The following is a 19,424-nucleotide window of genomic DNA, read 5'->3' on the forward strand; positions in this document are numbered from 1 at the left end:
TAATCCTATTTAAAAATGTTTTGACCTATAATTTCCATCTTCAGGGTAAAATCCTAAAAACTTTAAAGCTGTACCAGTAATTTCACCTGGATAAAATACCACTATAGGTACATTAATTTTATTATATATTTTTTGTTCAATTGGACCGAATCGGGTAAAGGGATGAATGGCCTCCAAATCAGTTATAAACAAAACACCGTTTTTCGGATCTACTTTTTTTTGAGCATCCAAAATAGCGTTCTCTATGACTTCTTGGTTTTTTAAATTTTCACCCAAACTATGATATACTTCAATAGTTTCGTCTTCATATTCGACAGCATCCACACCAGCTTCGATTCGGTATTCATCTTCTTTGAAAAAGTTTTTTAGTACTTCATGTAGTGACAGTATTATTACTTCCAACCCTTTATTTTTTGCTAGCTCAACCCAAACTTGATTCAACTTTCTTTTGACATTGATTATATCTTCTGTGTCGAAAGTTAGATAACAGATGGTTTTATCTCCACCATGATCGTACGTCTTAGGTTCTAACAAGGAGTCCAAGAGTGTTCTATAATTATTATCTACATTCATTTTTTATAAATTCGTTCATATTTTTATATTTCCATGAAATCCTTAATAATTCACCCGAATATTGGTAAATAAATGAGCCGGTAAAAGATATTTTTTCAATTTCCCTGAGAGTTTCATTTTTACTTAGCTGTAAAATTGACCATGTATCATCATTTAAAATTTGATTATCATCTATTTCAGAGAAATGTAGTTCATGCAAAAAATAATTGACCACAAAACCCTCTGGATAAAAAAGAGAAATCTTTCCTTTACTATCAATCAAACTAAAATCTCTACACGAAGAGACCAAATATGAAGAGACTCTTTTCTTCATCGAATCTGACCAAGAGGGTGCATTGCCAATAGAAATGGCATCGTTTATAAAAGTTAAACTATCTTGATTTGAGATCTTATAGTTTCTTTTATTTGCCACTTGCTGAATAATAAAATCTTTAAATATGGGATTAGCCCTTGCTGTGTAAACTAAAAATAGTTGTTTCATACCTTCAAGTCCTAACCCACTTTCTCTTATGGCTTGTAACTGCTGAGGTAGTCCTTCTTTCCAATATCGATTAAAAAAAACAAGTGATATTATATCCTTAGTTCTTTTTTCGGTTGACTTTCCTAATAGATTTAAAGTCACACACCTATCCAAAAATGATTTTTTATCATCTTCCTCTTCTACAAAAGAGAGCAGTTCTAGCGTTTCATTTACGAAGCCAGTTCCCTTTGCTAAATTTGTATTATATAAATATTTACTTCTCAATTTTAGTTCAAATAAGGATAAACAGTAACATTTGATTCAAATGCTTTCAAATACTCTGCTGCAAATGCCTGAATTAAATTATCATCAATTTCATTGATACTTCCAATATTCTTAGGTCCTTGTGCAATGTCTACTGGTAAACTTTTCGCAAATTCATTCAATAATTCTCTTGCTTTATCGAAAGATAAATACTCATCGAAATCACCTTTAAGTAATTGATTATGGATTTGTTCTTCATAATTAATGCTCAACCTAAAAAGATGAAAGTGATTTGGTCCAACCTTTTTATCTATAATACTTTTTATAGCATCAAAAGCAGCAGCGTATTGGACGTTTTTTGATCTTGGAAAAGTGAAATTTAAAAATATTTTAGAGCTTTCGTTAAAAAATTTAGTCTTCCACCATCCGTTTTTTTCACCTAGAACTGCTACTGCAACTCTAGTTAATAAAAGATTATTTATATTTTCTTTAGTCATTTAAATATGATTTCTACAAATTGTCAAATTTTTGTTTCATGGTTGGGTTGCCATGGGTTAATTTTTTAATGGTTAAATCATCTGCCTTATTATTCGCCAAACGTAAATTATTTTCTGAAGATAATAAAGCCGCCTTAGTCTTTTCTAAATGAGAGATGGTTTTATCTATTTCACTAATAGCAGTCATAAATTTACGACTTGCTAACTCATAATTACGCGCAAAACCGGTTTTAAAATCGTTAATCTTATCCTCAAAATTAGTAATGTCAATATTCTGATTTCTCATGACACTTAACTCAGCCTTGTACTCTAAAGACTTCATACCTGCATTACGGAGAAGAGTAATCATTGGTATAAAAAACTGGGGACGAATCACATACATTTTTTCGTACTTATATGACACATCAACAATACCGGTATTGTAGAGTTCATTATCTGACTCTAATAAAGAAACCAATACGGCATACTCACAACCTTTATCTCTACGGTCTTTATCTAATTTGGCAAAGAAATCTTCATTTTTCTTTTTTGTGGAAGTCGTATCATTTTCATTCTTCATTTCAAACATTATAGAAACCACCTCATTATCAGCATGGTCTGTTTCTTTAAATATGTAGTCACCTTTTGTTCCTCCTGAAGCATCGTTATCTTTCTCAAAATAAGCATTTTGAAAGGCAGTTGCTCTTAGTTTGTTAAACTCCGTTTCACAATGCTGCTCCAAGGTTTCACCAATCATTTTGGTAGAAAGCTTTTGTTTGTAGTTTTTTAAACGCTCTATTTCATCATCCTTTAACTGCAAATCTTTTGCTATATGATCCAATTCTCGCCTAAAATCCTCTTTTAAAGACTTTTCAAGGTTCTCTTTTTCAGCTTCTTTCAATTTGACATCATTCTCTAATTGGTCTTTTTCTTTTTCAAGAGCTCTTACCGCATTCGAAAGCTCCAATTTTTTCTGTATTTCGGTTTGATCCAATTTAGACTGTAATTGTCTAATTTCTTCTTGTTTTTTGGACACCTCATCTACTAATTCGTCTTTGCTTTTAAGTTTTAAATTATTGATTTCTATATCTTTTTGAGCCAATTGCTCCTTAAACAAACTTGTAATATTTGCCTCGACTAATTTTAGGGCCGCTTCTTTTTCCCTATTTGCAGCATCTAATCGACTCTGAAGTTCCTCATCAAACTGTTGATCTCTAACTTGCTTTATAATGTTAGTATAAACGGCGTCATCAACTTTAAAGACTTCTTTACAATTTGGACATTTTACTTCGCTATTCGCACTCATAGTTTATTTTTAAGGTTCGATACAAATATGAAATTCAAACATGCAATATATGTGCATATTAATAAATTTTGTTCATTTTTCTTATTTTTTCTATTAATTCATCCCTTACAATTGAAGGTGAAATAACTTCTATGTCTGCACCAAAGGATAATAATAGCTGATATAATTCTGGATTAGGTATAACTTCGATTGTTATGGTATTTCCTGTTTCGTCAGAGTTATCTATTTTCTGAGTTCCATGTATCGGCTTTGTTACTACATAATTTATACGATTCTCTGAAAATTTCAATTTGATGAGTTCTACTTTAGATTCTTCTGGTTTAGTTACGCCTATAACATCTTCAAAATAATCCATCCAGTTAATATCTAAAGGATCAAAGTCATCTGCTAATTCAATTATAGAAACTATTCTATCCAAAGGATAATTTGAAATAGATTGATAAACCTCATTAAAACAAAACAAAAACCAGCGGTTATTATATTGCTTCAAATAATACGGACAAATAATCACTTGTTGTTGAGGTTTTCCGTAAGGTTCATAAATTAACTTGACTTTTTTCCTTTTTAGAATAAGATTAAAAAGCGTACCAACATGTCCTCTCCCTTTAAGGTCTATATTTTCTTGATAACCAATGGCTCCATTATCTCCAATGGCCACTAGATCAAACGCCTGTTCCATTCGAGGAATTAATTCTTCTAACCAGTTAAATTCTTCTCGATGTTTATATCTAGATAAAATAGCTAAAGTCGTTTCAAGTTGTTCTGAATCATTAACATTTAAAGGGTGATTTGCAATAGAGAAGTTTTTATCCTTGTAGCGAAAGGCTTTTTTACGTTCTTTTTTTAAGCCCTCAATGAGTTCAATAGCCCAACCTGCATCAGATTTCATATGTTCAATATCATACTGAAGTTGTCGAAGTTTAACCCCTTCAGTTCCTAACTCATAAAGCACATTGTTAATCTCTTCTAAAAGGTCATCATAATTATATAGTCTATTAAAGTTGCTAAAGCAACGGTCTAGTATCGTGTATCGTATTTGAGCATGCCTATTGGTTGCCATGTAATTTAATTATTTGATTTTCGCTATTAGCTATAAGGAGACTTAAAAGTAGCAAAATTACGTATAAACGGACCTAACATTAGTCAGTAATTTTCTACTTTTATTAATATGCAAATATACTGCGCATTATGAGTTCAATTTTGCTTAAAATTATTACAATGAAGCGAAATTCTGTTTTAAAACTTGAAGATTTGACATCATTGGATGAGTTGGATTATATCAACTCCATTTGGTATGCTATCATGAAAATGGAGGTGGGACTATTAAAACTTATACTTGCTGATGATATCGACTATGAAGATATTGGGAAACTTAAATTTATAGAAAAATTGAACGACCGATTCAATAACCATAAAACTCATGGAGATTCTGAATTGTTATTGGATTTAGACTGCTGCAAGGGCTGTAATTGCAATAAGCCTATCTGTAAATTTGTTGGAAACCACTCTGGAATGCACTTTGCCTTATTTTTTGAAATGACTGATGAAAAAATAACGGATATTTATCACTGCGACTGGTATGGAGATATTGATTTTTTAGATGCTTTTTAACAAATTAAACCAATCATCTACCCGGATCTCTAATCTAGTAATCTCTTTTTCAGCTAGAGGTGTACAATGAGCAATAGAAACTCTTAAGCGATTAAGGTCAATCATTACTTCATTTACGGAATTTAAATTTCTATTAAATTTATTTCCGAAGACATTCCAATGAGTATTTATAATTTTTCTTAAATCTCCAAATGTTGTATAGTCAATCTTCTGGTCAGATCTTTTAGTATGGGAAGTGTCTAGTTCATATTCTATGTTGTTTTTTACATTTTCTTTAACCCGTAAATCAATTTTACGCCACCAGTTTTCACCATATTCTTCCTCCAAAGTAGTTTTAACTAGCTGACGAATTGAGCGCTCCAAACAATAAAATAACTCATAACTATATCGCATACTGGATGCTTCTAATTTCAAACTTTCGTCAAAATAATTACCTAAGTTATTATTAATTTGTTTAACAGTTTTTTGTCTGTCAGACACCTTATTCGACCTATCTCCTCGTCGCTTAGGTTTATTTAACAAAAACCGTTTATAGGTTTTTAACCCATTTATATAGGTCCTATTTCCCTTGTTTCCATAATCACTATATTTTCCATCAAAATCATAAATAGAAATTATTTCTTCTAGTTCATCTGGGTCAGTAATATTCAAAATATTCATTCTAATTTCTTTATACTTAGAATAATGTTCTGAAATCTTTTCTAGAGCTTTACTATAGCTATAGATTGTCCCAGGTGCTTTATCTTCATTTTTCTCAACCCAATATTTAAACTTTTCAAGCATCTAATCCTAATTTAAATAAATCTACAATTTTTTTTTATTCTCTTATTAATGATTAACTCACAAAAAAGTAAAATTAAAAAGGTGTCTTTGATTAATAAGTCAGATATTATTGTTTTCTTACTAGTTAAGAATATATTAATATATGCATTTTATGAAACTCTTATTTCTAGATCAAATTTTAATTTAATCTCTTTTTTACTTCCTTTAAAAATAGACGCTACATTAATGTTTATTAAATAAATTAAATTATCTGACCTTCTATAACCTCTGACTTCTGTTGTGGTGTTATTTTTTGAATTAGATACAACCTCAAAACTAACTTTTCTTTAGCAAAACATTTAATGTTAACATCTTTAGTTCTGTAGCTATTTAAGAATATGCATTTACCCCAAACAATCTGTTCATTTTCTATTTGAAAGAATAATATAAAAGAAGGCCAACATTTCTGCCAACCCTTTCTTTCATTATTAATCTAATCCAATAAAACTAATATCTCTTACAACTTTAGTATCTATAACTATAGCAATTTATTTTGAATGTTCAGCCAACTGTTCCATAATTATTTCACTTAAATTTTTATGGTCATAATACGCCTCAGAATAGAAATTATAGACCACATCAAGCATTTCTTTAGGTAGATAGGACAAGGTTTTTACAATTATCTTTTCCGGTATATCCTTATAGAATTTTTCAGCAATACTACCTGTGATACAAGCCAAGGTATCGCTATCTCCACCTATGGATATAGCATTTCTAATAGCATCCTCGAAGTCTGTACTTTCAAGGAAACAGACTATAGCCTCGGGAACTGTCCTTTGGCAAGTTTCATTGTATTCGTAAGTTTCTCTTAACTGTTCTACTGTACGGTTGAGGTCATAGCCGAATTCTTCTTCAATGGCTTTTTTGATCTGTTCCTTGGATTTATGTGTAATAGCCATTTTACAGGCTACTACTACTGCCTGGGCACCTTTGATTCCTTCGGGGTGACTATGTGAAACTTCCGTTACAAATTTTGCTGATTCTCTTATGTCTCCAAACGTAAGTGAGGGTACTGACGATACACGCATGGCTGCACCATTACCATAACTGTTCCCTTTCTTGAACAGAACATAATTAGTGGTCTCAAATTGATTCAGCCACTTGACAAAGTTTCTTCCATACGTCAAATGGAGTTGTGGGTACTTTTTGTACCAATCATATAAATGCGAACAAAGTCTTGATTGTGATATTTGCCTATCCAGTAATAAGAATTCGGTAATTGCTACCGTCATTACAGTGTCATCTGTAAACGTGCTTTCTTTACTGAATAAATCAAATTCTTTACTCTTATGATTATCGAACTCATATATTGAGCCTACTATGTCTCCGATTATTGCGCCTATCATGACTTATTTGTGTTCTGTAAGATAAAGATAAGATACTTTCGTATTCTTTTAGATACTCTTTTTATCTATATATTTAAATATAATTTTACTTTAAAAACGTGAGTGCATGACACACATACCTATTATTGATATTTTGTAATTAAAGAAAACTAATCTTTATCATTCATTAAACTTACTGCTTGAATAACAACTGATTTTCCTCTTTTTCAATTTTAAGCATTTGTTTGTTAGTATATAGCATATTTATTTATGCTTCATAAAAAGACGCTACATTAGGGTTTAACTAATAAATTATATAGCTAGAGTATTAAATATATATACTTATATAACTTCTTTTATTATTGAATAGTCATTCCAATCTTCTATTTCTAATTTTGGCGATAAAGTCGTTAGTTCCTTAATATGTTGTTGCATTTCATCTTTCAAAACATCCTTCCATGATTCTGTTGTAACTAAAGCATCATGAATACTGGAAATTGGCATACCTGGGTATTTGTGGTGAATTTTCCATGCCGTGTAGTCTAACAACACATAAGCTTCCATATTTTGAAGCAACTTAGATAAGCCTACCCCAAATTCTTGAAGACAAATGAAAATTCTGAATAGACTAGGGTATTCTTTTCTAAAAACCTTAGCCTCTTTAATCGTGGTTTTAGGTTTACTATAAAATATCTCCATTACAACCTTTTTGACTAACTCTCTTGTTGTATCATAAATTACTTTACTTCTAGGCTCATTTACTTCCTTTAATTTCCATTTTTTCTTCTTGCCAAAATTTGAAACCATTCTATATGGTAAACCATTTTCATCAAAGTCAATAGACAGCAATTTCTCAAATTCAGAATAAAAATCTCTGTTTAATACCGATAGAACGAAACTCACTAATTCTTGCTTGTCTAACTCTAAGTTAAAAAGAGCATCTACCATTTCGTCCGTTAGTAAATCTGTTGCTTTTGTTTGTTTTAACAAGCCCTTGTCTTGCTTTAAAATAGCTTTTATAACGACACTTAACATAAATGGCTGAGAGGTCTTTAAATCAACTCCTACAAGGTGTTCGCTATTGTATAGAATATGCTTTCGCAGTACCCTAGAAGACCTAGTTAAGTTACTGTGCAATCTATTATCTGTAGCTGGTTTTATAGAATATTTCCAATATTGATTACGGAATTCATTTATTAATTGAAAATTAGATTTATAACTGCTTTTTGTCTTTTCATCATTTTTTAGACTTTCAATTTCTAAAAGTGCGTCAAATGAATTAATTGTAAGATTATCATTAAAAAACTTAACTAAATGAGGTCTTTCATTTTGACAATACTGGTTCTTGTTTCTTTGAGAACCACCCCTTCCTTTATTATCAAATTTTTTCAAGAAAGTTTTATCAGTTATTGGATAAGACATTAATTCATTATTCAAATACATTTCACTAAAACAGAATGTATTGCATTTATGGTTATCAGTGCTATAATTTCTAGTTTTTACAATGAATCCATGCTTTATAAAGAAGCCTAAGTAGAGATAATATTTATCATGATACTTCTTTAATATTTGTGAATTCAATGCAACTTCATCAGATCGCTCTTCCTCTCTGTAAAAGCTGGGAATACTGTTTAATAAGCTCAAAATAAAAACAGATATGTCTAGTTTAAGTTTAGGCTTGTTTACTTTATTGTATTCAAGAATGGCTACTTCTAAATCCTTTAATAGTTTTTTTTGGATAATGACTTGTTTACTTCTTTTTTTGGTAAAATCATTTTGAATTTTAAGTGTCGAATCATTCATAAGTACTACAATTTCAATTATTAATTGCAGTAAATATTAGAAAAAAGCCAAGTAGGTAACCGGTTATTACTAGTTACAAATTTTAGTTAAATTCGTTCTCCTGAATACGCTTTAAACCTAACACTTCTTCTTTTATTTTTGTTTGTGAATCTGTCGAAACTAATTTAATAACACTTTCTAAAAGATCTATTTTGTTTTGTAGCTTTCTTGGAGTTAGCGGATGAGGCGCGCCCTTTCTATTAGCATCACTTGAGTAACGTATGTATTTATTATAAAGAGCATCTCCGGAATTATGACCAAACTGTTTTACTATTTCCTCACTGTTTTCCCTATTAATTAATTTGCCCTCATAAACAAATTTTAAGGCTATTTGATTAATTGACAAACTAAGGGTTTCGGCAGTTTCTATTTCAGCAAATTCAGTTTGTGATATTAATTTTGAGATATCATTATCTTCAAACTAAACGTCATCAATAAGTTGTATTACTTTACTATAATATTGCTTAAAATATTCAATTGTTTTATCAGAAGGTATTGTGAAATCTAAATACTGACTACTTGAAACTTCAAAGTAACAATAGAAGTTATAATTACTACTTGTAGAATACGAGCCTAAAAAACGATATTCTCTTTCAATAAAGTTTCCCAAGTGAAAAAGAGAATATCCAAAAACATGATTTATAAAATCCTCCCTGTCAGCATAAGGAAAAGCTTTTTTATAATTTTTAACCAGATCCAATAAGTAATCTTTAAAAATACTTAAATCAATTTCATGAAGAAAATCTACATATTGAGTTTGATTAACTCTGTATTTATCCATTTCAGAATCAGAATCTTTGAATTTGAGCCAGTTGTTCAGTTCCTTCTTGCTCTCTAAATCATTATTTGCATTAGTTAAGCACCCAATAACAAAATGAGAAGTAAATAAATTAAATCCTCCTAGCTCTTCCATCTCTTAAACTATTAATATATTGGTATAATTTATGTAAATTTATTTTCTTTTCATCTAAACCCGCCATAAATTGACGTTAAACCAAATAAAGCACCTCCCCCAATACGACAAAAGCTTTAAAAAACTTATTTTAAAAGAGTTTGAGCTATTTAAAACAGAGAGAGGACATAAGAACATTGATTTAGATACCGACAATTTAGAAGCTTCAAATAAGGAAGCTATTGGGCATTTCAAGACTTATTTTTTATTAAGACAACAATCAAAAATTGAAGATTTACTATCGGAAAGTAAAGATTATGTTTTTTCAGATAAAAACATTTCCCCCGATAGACTATCTAACGCTTTGGATGGTTTAAAAAAACAGATTGATACTTGGCTTGAGAAAATTAAAGGAGAAAATCATGATTTAAAAAAGCATAAACCTAAAAGCCTTAAATTATCATGCTATGAGTTGTTTTTTGAATATTGCAATAAGCTAAAGCATTTCCACAACGAATTTTTACAATTTCTAAAACGACATTTTAAAGACTTTGATTTTAGTCATCAGAAATATTTTGTTAATATTAAACACAACGAAGACACCTATTCGTCAAATCCAACTAAAACTCCATTAATGACAAAAACAGAAGTGGCCGAATATTTGAAAATATCCGTGAGACAGGTTACCAATTTAGAAAACATGAAACACTTCAAAAGAAATAATCATATTGGGAATAGCCCTAGATATTTACGTTCTGATATTGAGAAATATGCTAATACAAGAAACTATTAGCCAACAGCAATAAATGACTTATTAAACCTTTCTGAATTAGTTATGTTTCTGACCGTTTCCTCTTTTGAAATTCTAATGTAGTTCTTAAATTCCTTTTCTGTTTTATGTCCACTCTGCGTCATAATTTCCTGTATTGGCACACCTTCGTTAAAGTGTAAACTGCAAAAGGTTCTTCTTGCGGAGTGGGACGAGATAAGACTATATTTTGGAATATTCTTAATAACTTTCTTTCCTCCTTCTGTTCTTTCGTATTTAACCATTTCATTAATACCTACCATTTGAGCAGCTTCTTTAATTCTGTCGTTTAGATATTGTTCATGTATTGTTGGCGGTGGATTATTATCATATCTTAATTTCATAATACTGCTTATTGCGGGAGTTATTAGGCAGTAAACTGTTTCACCTGTTTTTTTCTGCTTTAGTTTAAAATATTTCTTCCCTTGCATTTCTATTATTTCAGCATTATTTAAGTTATTAAAATCTGAAATCCTTTGACCGATTTCACAACCAATAATGAATATATCTCTTGCTTGCTCTAATTCACGGTATTCTGAAAAATCAAACTCAAAAAGCTTTGTTTTTTCTTCTTTGGTTAAATAAACAGCTGTTGTTTGCTCCTTTGGAATTTTAAATTCAGAGAGCTTATACTTAAAATTAGTATTGACTCCAACATTAGTGGCGTAATTCAAAAAAGTTTTAAGTGTTTTAATATGCTTTCCAATAGTATTTAATGAATAATATTTTCCATCAGGTTTTTCAAGTGATTGCATATAATCTATAAACTCAAAATAAAAATCTAAATCAACACTCTCAAATGTCACTTTATACTTTGTGTCTTTTTGAAACTTGACAAGGAACTTTAAAGCTTGTTTATAAGCCTCTACCGTTTGATTCCTTCCACCTCTATTCACAGGAAGCATTTTAGTTTTAATTTCTATAAATGAATTGAACACATCAAAAAAATCATTCGATACAAAGACTTCCTCCTCCTCGTTCTTTTTAAAAGCATCTATAATATTGCCTACATCCTTTTTATGAATTATGGCCTTTGTTTTCCTTAATTCAGATATCTGCGCATTAATATAATTTTCAAGGTCATTAATCTCTCTGTTTATTTCATCTTTATTGCTAGCTAGATTTACATTCTTTACTCTTTGTTTGCCAATATCCCAATACTTTGGTTCAATTTTATAACCTATACTTTTTCGTATTCTAACATCTCCTAGACTAAAAATAAGCTGTATAGGTGATTGAGTATTTGAATTTGGTTCCTTTAATGCAAATCGAAGTGTTCCTTTAGTTCTATGATTGCTTTTAGCCATAATAAAAAGTTTAATCAAAATTATGCCTTTAAAACATAAGTGCCAAATAAAGTGCCAAATATATTTCCCAAACATTCTTTATATTTCCGCTTAAAAACTACTAAAACAACGCCAAATACAGTATATTTAACACTTAACAAGGAATAGAACGGAAAATCACGGAAATAGACATATTGCAATGTTAGTACTGGAGGTACCACAAAAAAATCCCGAAACTTTAATGTTTACGGGATTTTTTTTATCTCATACTCTAGTTTCTTTTAGTTAAAATCTGATTTCTTCCTTTTTATTCATAACTCCCTATACCTCATAACTTTTAACACTATTAATCAACAACTTTTATTTAAAATTATTAAGAAAAAAAGCACCTTTAATAATTATTATAAAATCTTCGATTTTATCTTTTTTTTTTCTAAATTTACTCTGCTAACTTTTAATGTCCAATTAAAAAAAATCGGCTATTGAGTTTAAGAAAAAAAATACTTCCAGAAAAGAATACCGGATGGCGAACAACTTCTGTATTTCTAATAGCGGTGTTAATTGGTCTAGGCTTATTTATGGCAAAAGAATCTGAAATTGTTTCTTATATGTCTGATAGCCCACAAGCCTGTGTTAATTGTCATGTTATGACACCTGTATACAATAGCTGGATGCATAGTTCGCATCGAGAATGGGCAAATTGTAACGACTGTCATGTCCCTCACAATAATATTTTTAACAAATACTATTTTAAAGCTAAAGATGGGCTCTACCACGCCTCTGTTTTCACAGCCAGAGCAGAACCTGATGTTATTAAAATGCATGAACCCTCTCAAGAAGTTGTTCAAAACAACTGTATTCGCTGTCACGTACAACAGGTAACCCAAACAAAATACAATGGTTGGATTGATGACCATAAAGAGAATAGAACCGGACGTCAATGTTGGAGTTGCCACAAGCAAGTTCCTCATGGAAAAGTTCATGGTATCACATCAATAAAATATAATTTAGCTCCTAAACCTACAGATAAAGAAACATTGGTAATTCCAACATGGATGGAGAAACAGATAAAAGACTAAAAACTATACCAGATGAAAAATAAAATACTATTCATTGTTACTATTATTGTAGTATTTCTACTTGGATTGTTAGCTTCAAGCATTATTAACAGGAAATCTGAAGCCAAATATAGGTACACGCCAAAAGTAAATATTGCAGAATTTGAACCACGAAATGAGGTTTGGGGAGATAACTTCCCGCAAGAATATCAATCGTACATGCAAACATTAGACACTTCTTTTTCTTCGTATCAAGGTGGTTCACGTATGAGGGATGTTCTTGAAGAAGACCCTAGACTAGTTATTTTATTTGCAGGATATGGTTTTTCAAAAGATTACAATCAAGGTCGTGGCCATGCCTATGCCGTAGAAGATATTCATAATACCCTAAGAACCGGAGGTCCAACAGGTAAAGGAGATGGTCCTATGCCCGCTACCTGCTGGACATGTAAAAGTCCAGACGTTCCTCGATTAATGAATGAAATTGGTATAGCTGAATTTTATAGTGGAAAATGGGCTGATAAAGGTGCTGAAATTGTAAACCCAATAGGTTGTGCCGATTGCCATAATCCGGAGACCATGAAATTACAAATTTCAAGACCAGCATTAGTTGAAGCATTCGATTCTATGGGCAAAGACATTAATCAGGCTACCCATAATGAAATGAGAACACTGGTCTGTGCTCAATGTCATGTTGAATACTATTTTAATTCCAATTTGCCTGGTAAAGAGGGGACTCCTTACCTTGTTTTTCCATGGAAAGATGGAACAACCGTTGAAGACATGGAAGCTTATTACGACAACATTAATTTTTCAGACTGGACTCATAAACTTAGTAAAACTCCGATGATAAAAGCCCAGCACCCAGGGTATGAAACCTTTCTTACAGGCGTTCACGCCGATCGTGGTGTATCTTGTGCAGATTGCCATATGCCCTACAAAAGTGAAGGCGGACAAAAATTCACAGACCACCATATTCAGTCTCCTCTAAATAATGTATCAAATGCTTGTCAAGTTTGTCACAGAGAAGATTCAGAAAAATTAATTGCAAACGTTTACGAAAGACAGCGTAAAGCCACCGAAAACAGAGTGAAGTTGGAAGACTTATTAGTAAAAGCACATTTGGAAGCTAAAAAATGTTGGGATTTAGGTGCAACGGAAGCTCAAATGGAACCTATACTTACCGATATTCGTCACGGCCAATGGCGTTGGGATTTTGCGGCAGCCGCTCATGGTGCTTCTTTTCATTCACCCGTTGAAATTGGTAGAATTATTGGAAGCGGTCTTGTTATTGCTCAAGAGGCACGTGTAAAACTCGCGCGATTGTTAGCCGATCTTGGCCACAACAAACCTATCGAAATGCCGGATATTACAACTAAAGAAAAAGCTCAAAAATTTATAGGTCTTGATATTGAAAAGGAAGAAGCTGCTAAAGAAGCGTTCAAACAAAACCTGCTACCTAAGTGGCTAGAAGAAGCTAAGGCACGTGAAGATAAAATGCCTATTAATACGGTTTCATCCGTACAAGATTAAAATAATCACCTAACACTGATTTCAAAAGATACCTTAACTTTTAAGGTGTCTTTTTCATTTATACAACTAAGAATTCTATGAATCGTATCTATAAATTATTTTCATCACCAAAACTAGCTGTTATTCTATTATTCGTCTTTGCCCTTTCTATGGCTATAGCCACCTTTGTAGAAAACGACTTCGGGACAGCCACAGCATGGAAACTAATTTATAATGCCTGGTGGTTTGAACTGGTTATGCTGGGACTGGTTATTTCTTTTATTCTTAACATTTTCAAATACAACCTATGGAATAAGACCAAATGGGCCTTGCTCATGTTTCATTTGGCTTTTATAGTTATTTTAATAGGTGCCGGTATTACCCGCTATACATCTTACAGTGGTATTATGCGAATTCGAGAAGGTGATACTTCAAACATCATTATTTCAGACAACAACTTTTTACACATTCATATTACCGACGGACGTAACACCAAGGTAATTAAGAAAAAAATTGATTTTTCTCCTTTAAGCGATAATCAATTTTCCATTAATACTGATTTTAATGAGCGGCCAATTAAAATAGCATTCAACGATTTTATTGCCGATGCGCGACCCGAAATACAAGATGACATCCCGAATGGCAAAGCCTTGCTAGAAGTAGTAGTTTCTGCTGGTAATGGCAGAGAAGCTTTATTATTAGAAAAAGGTGAAATTGAATCGATTGGTGCTCATAAGCATAAAATTGGCTTTGATGTTAATCAGGATGACGTTATTAACATAACTGAAAAAAATGGGCAGTTTCAACTAAAATCACCAAGAGATTTAAGCTCCTTTGTTATGGCGAGTCAAAAGGCTTCAACCATAAAAAAAGACAGCTTATATAATATTAATCTCAAAACACTCTATCGAGATGGAGATGCTTCTTTCGTTCTGTTATCCTATCACCCAAATGCTAAAATATCTCTTGTTAGCGACTCGGAAAAACCAAAGGATAATGACGAGCAAAAGGATGATGCCCTTATTTTAAATATTAAAGTTGATAACGACACCAAAGAAGCCTCATTAATCTATCGAAAAGGTTTTCAACCGATATTGCACGATTTAGAATTTAAGGACCTAATATTTACTCTTTCATATGGATCGGAAATTATTACAACTCCCTTTTCCATTAAATTAAACGATTTTCAGTTAGAACGCTATCCTGGTTCTACAAGTCCGTCTGCCTATGCAAGTGAAATTGAAGTGATTGATAACAACACTCATATACCACATCGTATTTTCATGAATAATGTATTAGACTATAAAGGATATAGATTTTTTCAGGCTAGCTACGATACCGATGAATTAGGCACCGTGCTTGCTGTAAATCATGATGCCTGGGGAACGAACATAACATATTTGGGCTATTTTTTAATGATGCTTGGCATGTTTTTTACACTCTTCGGAAAATCATCACGTTTTTCAATCGTCAATAAGAAATTGAAAAAATTAAAATTAAAACAAGTACTTACTGTTGGTCTGCTATGCTTAGGAAGTAATTTCATCCAAGCTCAAGCAAATCTTCCAGAAGTTAACTCAACCGTCATTGAATCTCAACATATCGACGAGCAGCACGCAGACATGTTTGGACGTATCATGGTTCAGGATCTAGATGGCCGCATTAAACCTATTAATACGCTCGCGTCGGAATTCCTAAGAAAAATATCGCGTAAACCTTATTTTACATATACCGAGAATGGGCATAAAATTAGCTTTAATGCTAACCAAACTTTTTTAGCCATGCAGGCGTCGTCTAACATCTGGCAATACATTCCGCTAATAAAAATAGATAAAGAAAAGGGAGGTGTTTTATATGAAAATATTCAACTTAATGAAGATGGTTTAGTTTCGTTTAACGATTTATTGGATGATAACGGCAAATACCTATTAGGTGAACAGGTTGAAGCATCAAACTTAAAAAAGCCTGCCGAACGTAACGAATTTGACAAAGAAATTATAAAGGTGGATGAGCGTTTTAATATTCTATATAATGTATTCGCTGGTAATTACCTTAAAATTTTTCCGAATGCAAACGATGCAAATAACAAATGGCATAGTAGCTCCCATCATTTTAATGATTTTCCAAAAGAAGACGGTGCCTTTGCTAAACATATTCTCCCAATATATTTTAAAAATGTTCAGGATAAAAATTGGATTGCTGCTAGTGAAAATCTTGAATATATAAAAACGTATCAATCAGTACTTGGGAAAAACATAATTCCAAACAAGAAGCGAATTGAAGCCGAGCTATGGTATAATGAATTGAATCTTAACTTTTGGTTGTTTCAGGTATACTTCACGTTAGGCTTTATATTACTAGTTCTTGCCATTACAAGAATATTTTACAATAAAAGATTTATACAAATCACTTGGAATTTTGTAATCATAATAACTCTAATAACCTTTTTAATATTTACTGGAAATATTTTATTACGTTGGTACGTAGCGCAACACGCGCCTTGGAGTAATGGGTATGAAATGCTTATATTTGTTTCTTGGGTACTTTTACTCTGCGGATTACTCACATTCCGAAAATCGGATTTTGCATTACCCTTGGCTACACTATTCTCTGGCGCCCTATTATTTGTAAGTTATTTAGATTGGCTAAGTCCAGAAATAACCAATCTAATGCCTGTCCTAAAATCTTACTGGTTAAAAATTCATGTCGCTACTATAGTTAGTAGTTATGCCCCTTTGGCTTTATCTGCAGTTCTCGGTCTCATGGCACTAATACTCAGTATTTTTAAAACTGAAAAGTCTAAAATTGCAATCGATATTCGCATTAAAGAACTCACTTATATCAATGAAATTTCCATGACTATTGGCGTATTTGTATTAAGTGTTGGCACATTTTTGGGCGGTATTTGGGCCAATGAATCCTGGGGACGTTATTGGGCTTGGGACCCCAAGGAAACTTGGGCACTAATAAGTATTATCGTATACGCTATTGTTTTACATTTAAGACTTATTCCTGGTTTAAATAGCAAGTTTATTTTTAATTCAGCGAGTGTCATCGCATTTAGTTCTATTATAATGACCTCTTTTGGAGTTAACTATTATTTATCCGGTTTACATAGTTATGCGGCTGGCGACCCCTTACCAATACCTTCCTTTATATATGTATTAATAATTATTGTATTAAGCATTATCTTAATCGCTTACTTTAGGAAACAGGCTACTAAAAACACACCATAAATAATTTCACGTTCGATCTTATTACAGGATAAAATAAACTAGAGCATTTTAACTATAACAAATATGAAATCAATCTTGCCAAGGCAAACTTTAACCTATTATACAATCCATTTTTATTCCATGCTTCTATTGTAATTTGTCTACTTTGTTCTAAGTCATTATAGAAGACTTTTTCTAATTGTACGGAAAATTCACTATCATAAATAATCGGCATAATTTCAAAATTTAAATCAAAGCTTCTAATATCCATATTGGCTGTACCCACAATGCTTACAAAACTGTCAATAACCGCTGTTTTTGCATGAATAAATCCCTTTTCGTATAAATATATTTTAACACCAGATCTTAATAACTCCTCGAAATAAAATCTAGATGCTGCCCCAACGACAGCTGAATCTGATTTGTCAGGCATTAATAATCTAACGTCTACGCCTGTAATTGCAGCCTGTTTTAACACATTAAGAATACTGTTATTAGGTATAAAGTATGGATTTGTAATGTAAAGTTTTTTTCTAGCTAATGAAAACGCTTTAAAATAGGACAACATGATTGTTGACATTGAATAAACAGGCCCACCCGCCATTACTTGGCCAATACTTAAAATATTACTTTTTGGAATTTGGATTGAAGGAAAGAGTTCTTTATTATACTTAAGTGAATTACTTTGTGCTGCATTCCAACTTACAATAAAGTGACGTTGCAAATTAGCAACCAATGGCCCTGAGAATTTAACATGAGTATCGCGCCAGTATAATCCCGTATCTATAGTATTATCATACCTATCCGAGATATTAATCCCTCCAAGAAAACCAAAAACACCATCCACTACAACAATCTTTCTATGGTCTCGATGATTAATTCGGTTTGCAAAAAAAATAAACTTTATTTTTATCTTAGGATATATCTCTACTCCAGCCGCCTTTAATTCCTTCACAATAGTATGTTTTATTTTGCGACTTGCGTAATCGTCATAAAGAACTCGAACAGTTACCCCTTCTTTAACCTTTCTTATTAGTACATCTTTTATTTGATTGCCGCGAATATCATTTTCCCAAGCATAATATTCCATATGAATAAAAGAATGAGCCTTTTCGAGTGTACTTAATAATTCAGGAAATTTTTCTTCCCCATTTATTAAAAGTTTAAAGGATGCCTTATGTAAAATTTCTCCTAAAATATTATGCTGAAATTTAATAAGACTATCGAATTGTTTTAATTCTCCTTTGTGTTTCTCAATAAGTTTATCAGTTTCATCATATTCTTCTTTTTTGTATAGCACATCAAAGTCCTGTTGGAAATTGGCCGTTTTCTTATTATGCTTTACATGCCTGTAATTAATTCCGAAAGCATAATAAATTAAAACACCTAATAAAGGAAATAATAACACTAATAATAAATAAGCTAAAGTTTTAGATGTAGAATGAGTATCCAAAATAATTCTGAATACCGTATACAATAAGAGTATTAAATAAATTGCAATAATTAAGAATTCCATATATATTATAATTAATCGGTACTATAATGGTCTTAATTTAAATAGCTTACACTTCTAAAATAGTAAACCTTTTTTAAACTATTTACTATATCAAGACATTTATTTCTTAATTCTGTAAGCAATTTAAATTCTAATGTCTGCCTGTTCGGGTTTTCAGTTTAGGGCAAAAAAAAATCCTCATCAAATAAATGATGAGGATTCTAAAACAAGGCGATGACCTACTCTCCCACAATCGTAGTACCATCGGCGCTAACGGGCTTAACTTCTCTGTTCGGAATGGTAAGAGGTGAGCCCCGTTGCTATAACCACCTTAAATCGTCGTCTTGACTAATCAAGAACTAATATTGTAACATATTGAAAAAAGGACTCTATAAGTCGCTATACATAATAATAGTAATAAATTTTGAACTTTAAAAAAACAGGCGTACAATAAGCCTATGGGTTATTAGTACTACTCG

17 protein-coding genes and 1 rRNA gene are annotated in these 19,424 nt (G+C 31.7%); 5 read left to right on the forward strand and 13 right to left on the reverse strand.

Going from position 1 to position 19,424, the window contains the following annotated elements:
* Positions 1 to 9: 9 nt before the first annotated feature.
* Genes H611_RS14470 through H611_RS0104500 form a run of 5 tightly spaced genes read right to left on the reverse strand, consistent with a single transcriptional unit; the run spans position 10 to position 4,139 of the window.
* Entirely contained in the window at positions 10 to 534 is a 525-nt protein-coding gene (locus H611_RS14470) for a BREX protein BrxB domain-containing protein (RefSeq protein ID WP_211223787.1), read from the reverse strand.
* Between the two features lie 25 nt (positions 535 to 559).
* Positions 560 to 1,318 (reverse strand): BrxA family protein, encoded by a 759-nt coding sequence (locus H611_RS0104485; RefSeq protein ID WP_027137225.1) that lies wholly within the window; start codon positions 1,316 to 1,318, stop codon positions 560 to 562.
* Between the two features lie 2 nt (positions 1,319 to 1,320).
* Positions 1,321 to 1,794: a BrxE family protein gene (locus H611_RS0104490; protein WP_027137226.1), complete on the reverse strand. Its 474-nt coding sequence runs from the start codon at positions 1,792 to 1,794 to the stop codon at positions 1,321 to 1,323.
* A gap of 13 nt (positions 1,795 to 1,807) precedes the next feature.
* On the reverse strand, positions 1,808 to 3,079 hold the full coding sequence (locus tag H611_RS0104495; RefSeq protein WP_027137227.1) for a DUF2130 domain-containing protein: 1,272 nt from the start codon (positions 3,077 to 3,079) through the stop codon (positions 1,808 to 1,810).
* Positions 3,080 to 3,137: 58 nt separating this feature from the next.
* The gene (locus tag H611_RS0104500; protein WP_027137228.1) at positions 3,138 to 4,139 is read right to left on the reverse strand and encodes a helix-turn-helix transcriptional regulator; all 1,002 of its coding nucleotides are present in this window, start codon (positions 4,137 to 4,139) and stop codon (positions 3,138 to 3,140) included.
* Between the two features lie 158 nt (positions 4,140 to 4,297).
* Here H611_RS0104500 and H611_RS0104505 point away from each other — a divergent pair, with 158 nt between their 5' ends.
* Complete coding sequence (locus H611_RS0104505; RefSeq protein WP_027137229.1) at positions 4,298 to 4,690, forward strand: hypothetical protein; 393 nt, start codon at positions 4,298 to 4,300, stop codon at positions 4,688 to 4,690.
* On the opposite strand, the gene H611_RS13960 is transcribed toward H611_RS0104505, so the two are convergent.
* The 5 genes from H611_RS13960 to H611_RS0104535 all read right to left on the reverse strand — a co-directional run bounded on the left by H611_RS13960 (position 4,676) and on the right by H611_RS0104535 (position 9,592).
* The gene (locus H611_RS13960; protein ID WP_051238720.1) at positions 4,676 to 5,473 is read right to left on the reverse strand and encodes a Swt1 family HEPN domain-containing protein; all 798 of its coding nucleotides are present in this window, start codon (positions 5,471 to 5,473) and stop codon (positions 4,676 to 4,678) included. The two genes, H611_RS0104505 and H611_RS13960, sit on opposite strands and share 15 nt — an antisense overlap.
* Positions 5,474 to 6,000: 527 nt before the next feature.
* Positions 6,001 to 6,858, reverse strand: a complete 858-nt coding sequence (locus tag H611_RS13965) for an ADP-ribosylglycohydrolase family protein (RefSeq protein WP_051238721.1) — start codon at positions 6,856 to 6,858, stop codon at positions 6,001 to 6,003.
* A 321-nt stretch (positions 6,859 to 7,179) separates the two neighbouring features.
* Positions 7,180 to 8,640 carry a hypothetical protein gene (locus tag H611_RS0104525; protein ID WP_027137231.1) on the reverse strand — a complete coding sequence of 487 codons (1,461 nt, stop codon included), beginning with the start codon at positions 8,638 to 8,640 and terminating at the stop codon, positions 7,180 to 7,182.
* A gap of 82 nt (positions 8,641 to 8,722) precedes the next feature.
* Positions 8,723 to 9,025, reverse strand: coding sequence for a hypothetical protein (locus tag H611_RS0104530; protein WP_027137232.1), 303 nt, complete (start codon positions 9,023 to 9,025; stop codon positions 8,723 to 8,725).
* Positions 9,026 to 9,100: 75 nt separating this feature from the next.
* Complete coding sequence (locus H611_RS0104535; protein WP_027137233.1) at positions 9,101 to 9,592, reverse strand: hypothetical protein; 492 nt, start codon at positions 9,590 to 9,592, stop codon at positions 9,101 to 9,103.
* 70 nt (positions 9,593 to 9,662) lie between these two features.
* Between H611_RS0104535 and H611_RS0104540 the strand changes: the two genes are divergently transcribed.
* Positions 9,663 to 10,364 (forward strand): helix-turn-helix transcriptional regulator, encoded by a 702-nt coding sequence (locus H611_RS0104540; protein WP_027137234.1) that lies wholly within the window; start codon positions 9,663 to 9,665, stop codon positions 10,362 to 10,364.
* Here the strand turns inward: H611_RS0104540 and H611_RS0104545 are convergent.
* Positions 10,361 to 11,686 carry a site-specific integrase gene (locus tag H611_RS0104545; protein WP_169515981.1) on the reverse strand — a complete coding sequence of 442 codons (1,326 nt, stop codon included), beginning with the start codon at positions 11,684 to 11,686 and terminating at the stop codon, positions 10,361 to 10,363. The genes H611_RS0104540 and H611_RS0104545 overlap by 4 nt on opposite strands.
* 461 nt (positions 11,687 to 12,147) lie before the next feature.
* Between H611_RS0104545 and nrfH the strand changes: the two genes are divergently transcribed.
* The 3 genes from nrfH (at position 12,148) to ccsA (ending at position 17,471) form a co-directional block, all read left to right on the forward strand.
* Complete coding sequence (gene nrfH / locus H611_RS0104550) at positions 12,148 to 12,744, forward strand: cytochrome c nitrite reductase small subunit (protein ID WP_027137236.1); 597 nt, start codon at positions 12,148 to 12,150, stop codon at positions 12,742 to 12,744.
* A gap of 12 nt (positions 12,745 to 12,756) precedes the next feature.
* The gene (gene nrfA, locus H611_RS0104555) at positions 12,757 to 14,256 is read left to right on the forward strand and encodes an ammonia-forming cytochrome c nitrite reductase (protein WP_027137237.1); all 1,500 of its coding nucleotides are present in this window, start codon (positions 12,757 to 12,759) and stop codon (positions 14,254 to 14,256) included.
* Between the two features lie 77 nt (positions 14,257 to 14,333).
* Positions 14,334 to 17,471 (forward strand): cytochrome c biogenesis protein CcsA, encoded by a 3,138-nt coding sequence (ccsA, locus tag H611_RS0104560; RefSeq protein ID WP_027137238.1) that lies wholly within the window; start codon positions 14,334 to 14,336, stop codon positions 17,469 to 17,471.
* 52 nt (positions 17,472 to 17,523) lie between these two features.
* On the opposite strand, the gene cls is transcribed toward ccsA, so the two are convergent.
* A complete protein-coding gene (gene cls, locus H611_RS0104565) occupies positions 17,524 to 18,966 on the reverse strand; it encodes a cardiolipin synthase (protein WP_027137239.1) in 1,443 nt (480 codons plus the stop codon).
* Positions 18,967 to 19,171: 205 nt separating this feature from the next.
* Positions 19,172 to 19,279: ribosomal RNA gene (rrf, locus tag H611_RS0104570) — 5S ribosomal RNA — on the reverse strand.
* Positions 19,280 to 19,424 lie beyond the last annotated feature (145 nt).

Source organism: Gaetbulibacter saemankumensis DSM 17032, assembly GCF_000425645.1.
In the GTDB taxonomy this organism is placed as follows: domain Bacteria; phylum Bacteroidota; class Bacteroidia; order Flavobacteriales; family Flavobacteriaceae; genus Gaetbulibacter; species Gaetbulibacter saemankumensis.

What these genes read in the sequence shown, in the direction of transcription:
- H611_RS0104490 (WP_027137226.1), bottom strand. Translation starts at nt 1,794, where the DNA reads ATGACTAAAGAAAATATAAATAATCTTTTATTAACTAGAGTTGCAGTA.
- H611_RS0104495 (WP_027137227.1), bottom strand. Translation starts at nt 3,079, where the DNA reads ATGAGTGCGAATAGCGAAGTAAAATGTCCAAATTGTAAAGAAGTCTTT.
- H611_RS0104500 (WP_027137228.1), bottom strand. Translation starts at nt 4,139, where the DNA reads ATGGCAACCAATAGGCATGCTCAAATACGATACACGATACTAGACCGT.
- H611_RS0104505 (WP_027137229.1), top strand. Translation starts at nt 4,298, where the DNA reads ATGAAGCGAAATTCTGTTTTAAAACTTGAAGATTTGACATCATTGGAT.
- H611_RS13960 (WP_051238720.1), bottom strand. Translation starts at nt 5,473, where the DNA reads ATGCTTGAAAAGTTTAAATATTGGGTTGAGAAAAATGAAGATAAAGCA.
- H611_RS13965 (WP_051238721.1), bottom strand. Translation starts at nt 6,858, where the DNA reads ATGATAGGCGCAATAATCGGAGACATAGTAGGCTCAATATATGAGTTC.
- H611_RS0104525 (WP_027137231.1), bottom strand. Translation starts at nt 8,640, where the DNA reads ATGAATGATTCGACACTTAAAATTCAAAATGATTTTACCAAAAAAAGA.
- H611_RS0104535 (WP_027137233.1), bottom strand. Translation starts at nt 9,592, where the DNA reads ATGGAAGAGCTAGGAGGATTTAATTTATTTACTTCTCATTTTGTTATT.
- H611_RS0104545 (WP_169515981.1), bottom strand. Translation starts at nt 11,686, where the DNA reads ATGGCTAAAAGCAATCATAGAACTAAAGGAACACTTCGATTTGCATTA.
- nrfA (WP_027137237.1), top strand. Translation starts at nt 12,757, where the DNA reads ATGAAAAATAAAATACTATTCATTGTTACTATTATTGTAGTATTTCTA.
- ccsA (WP_027137238.1), top strand. Translation starts at nt 14,334, where the DNA reads ATGAATCGTATCTATAAATTATTTTCATCACCAAAACTAGCTGTTATT.
- cls (WP_027137239.1), bottom strand. Translation starts at nt 18,966, where the DNA reads ATGGAATTCTTAATTATTGCAATTTATTTAATACTCTTATTGTATACG.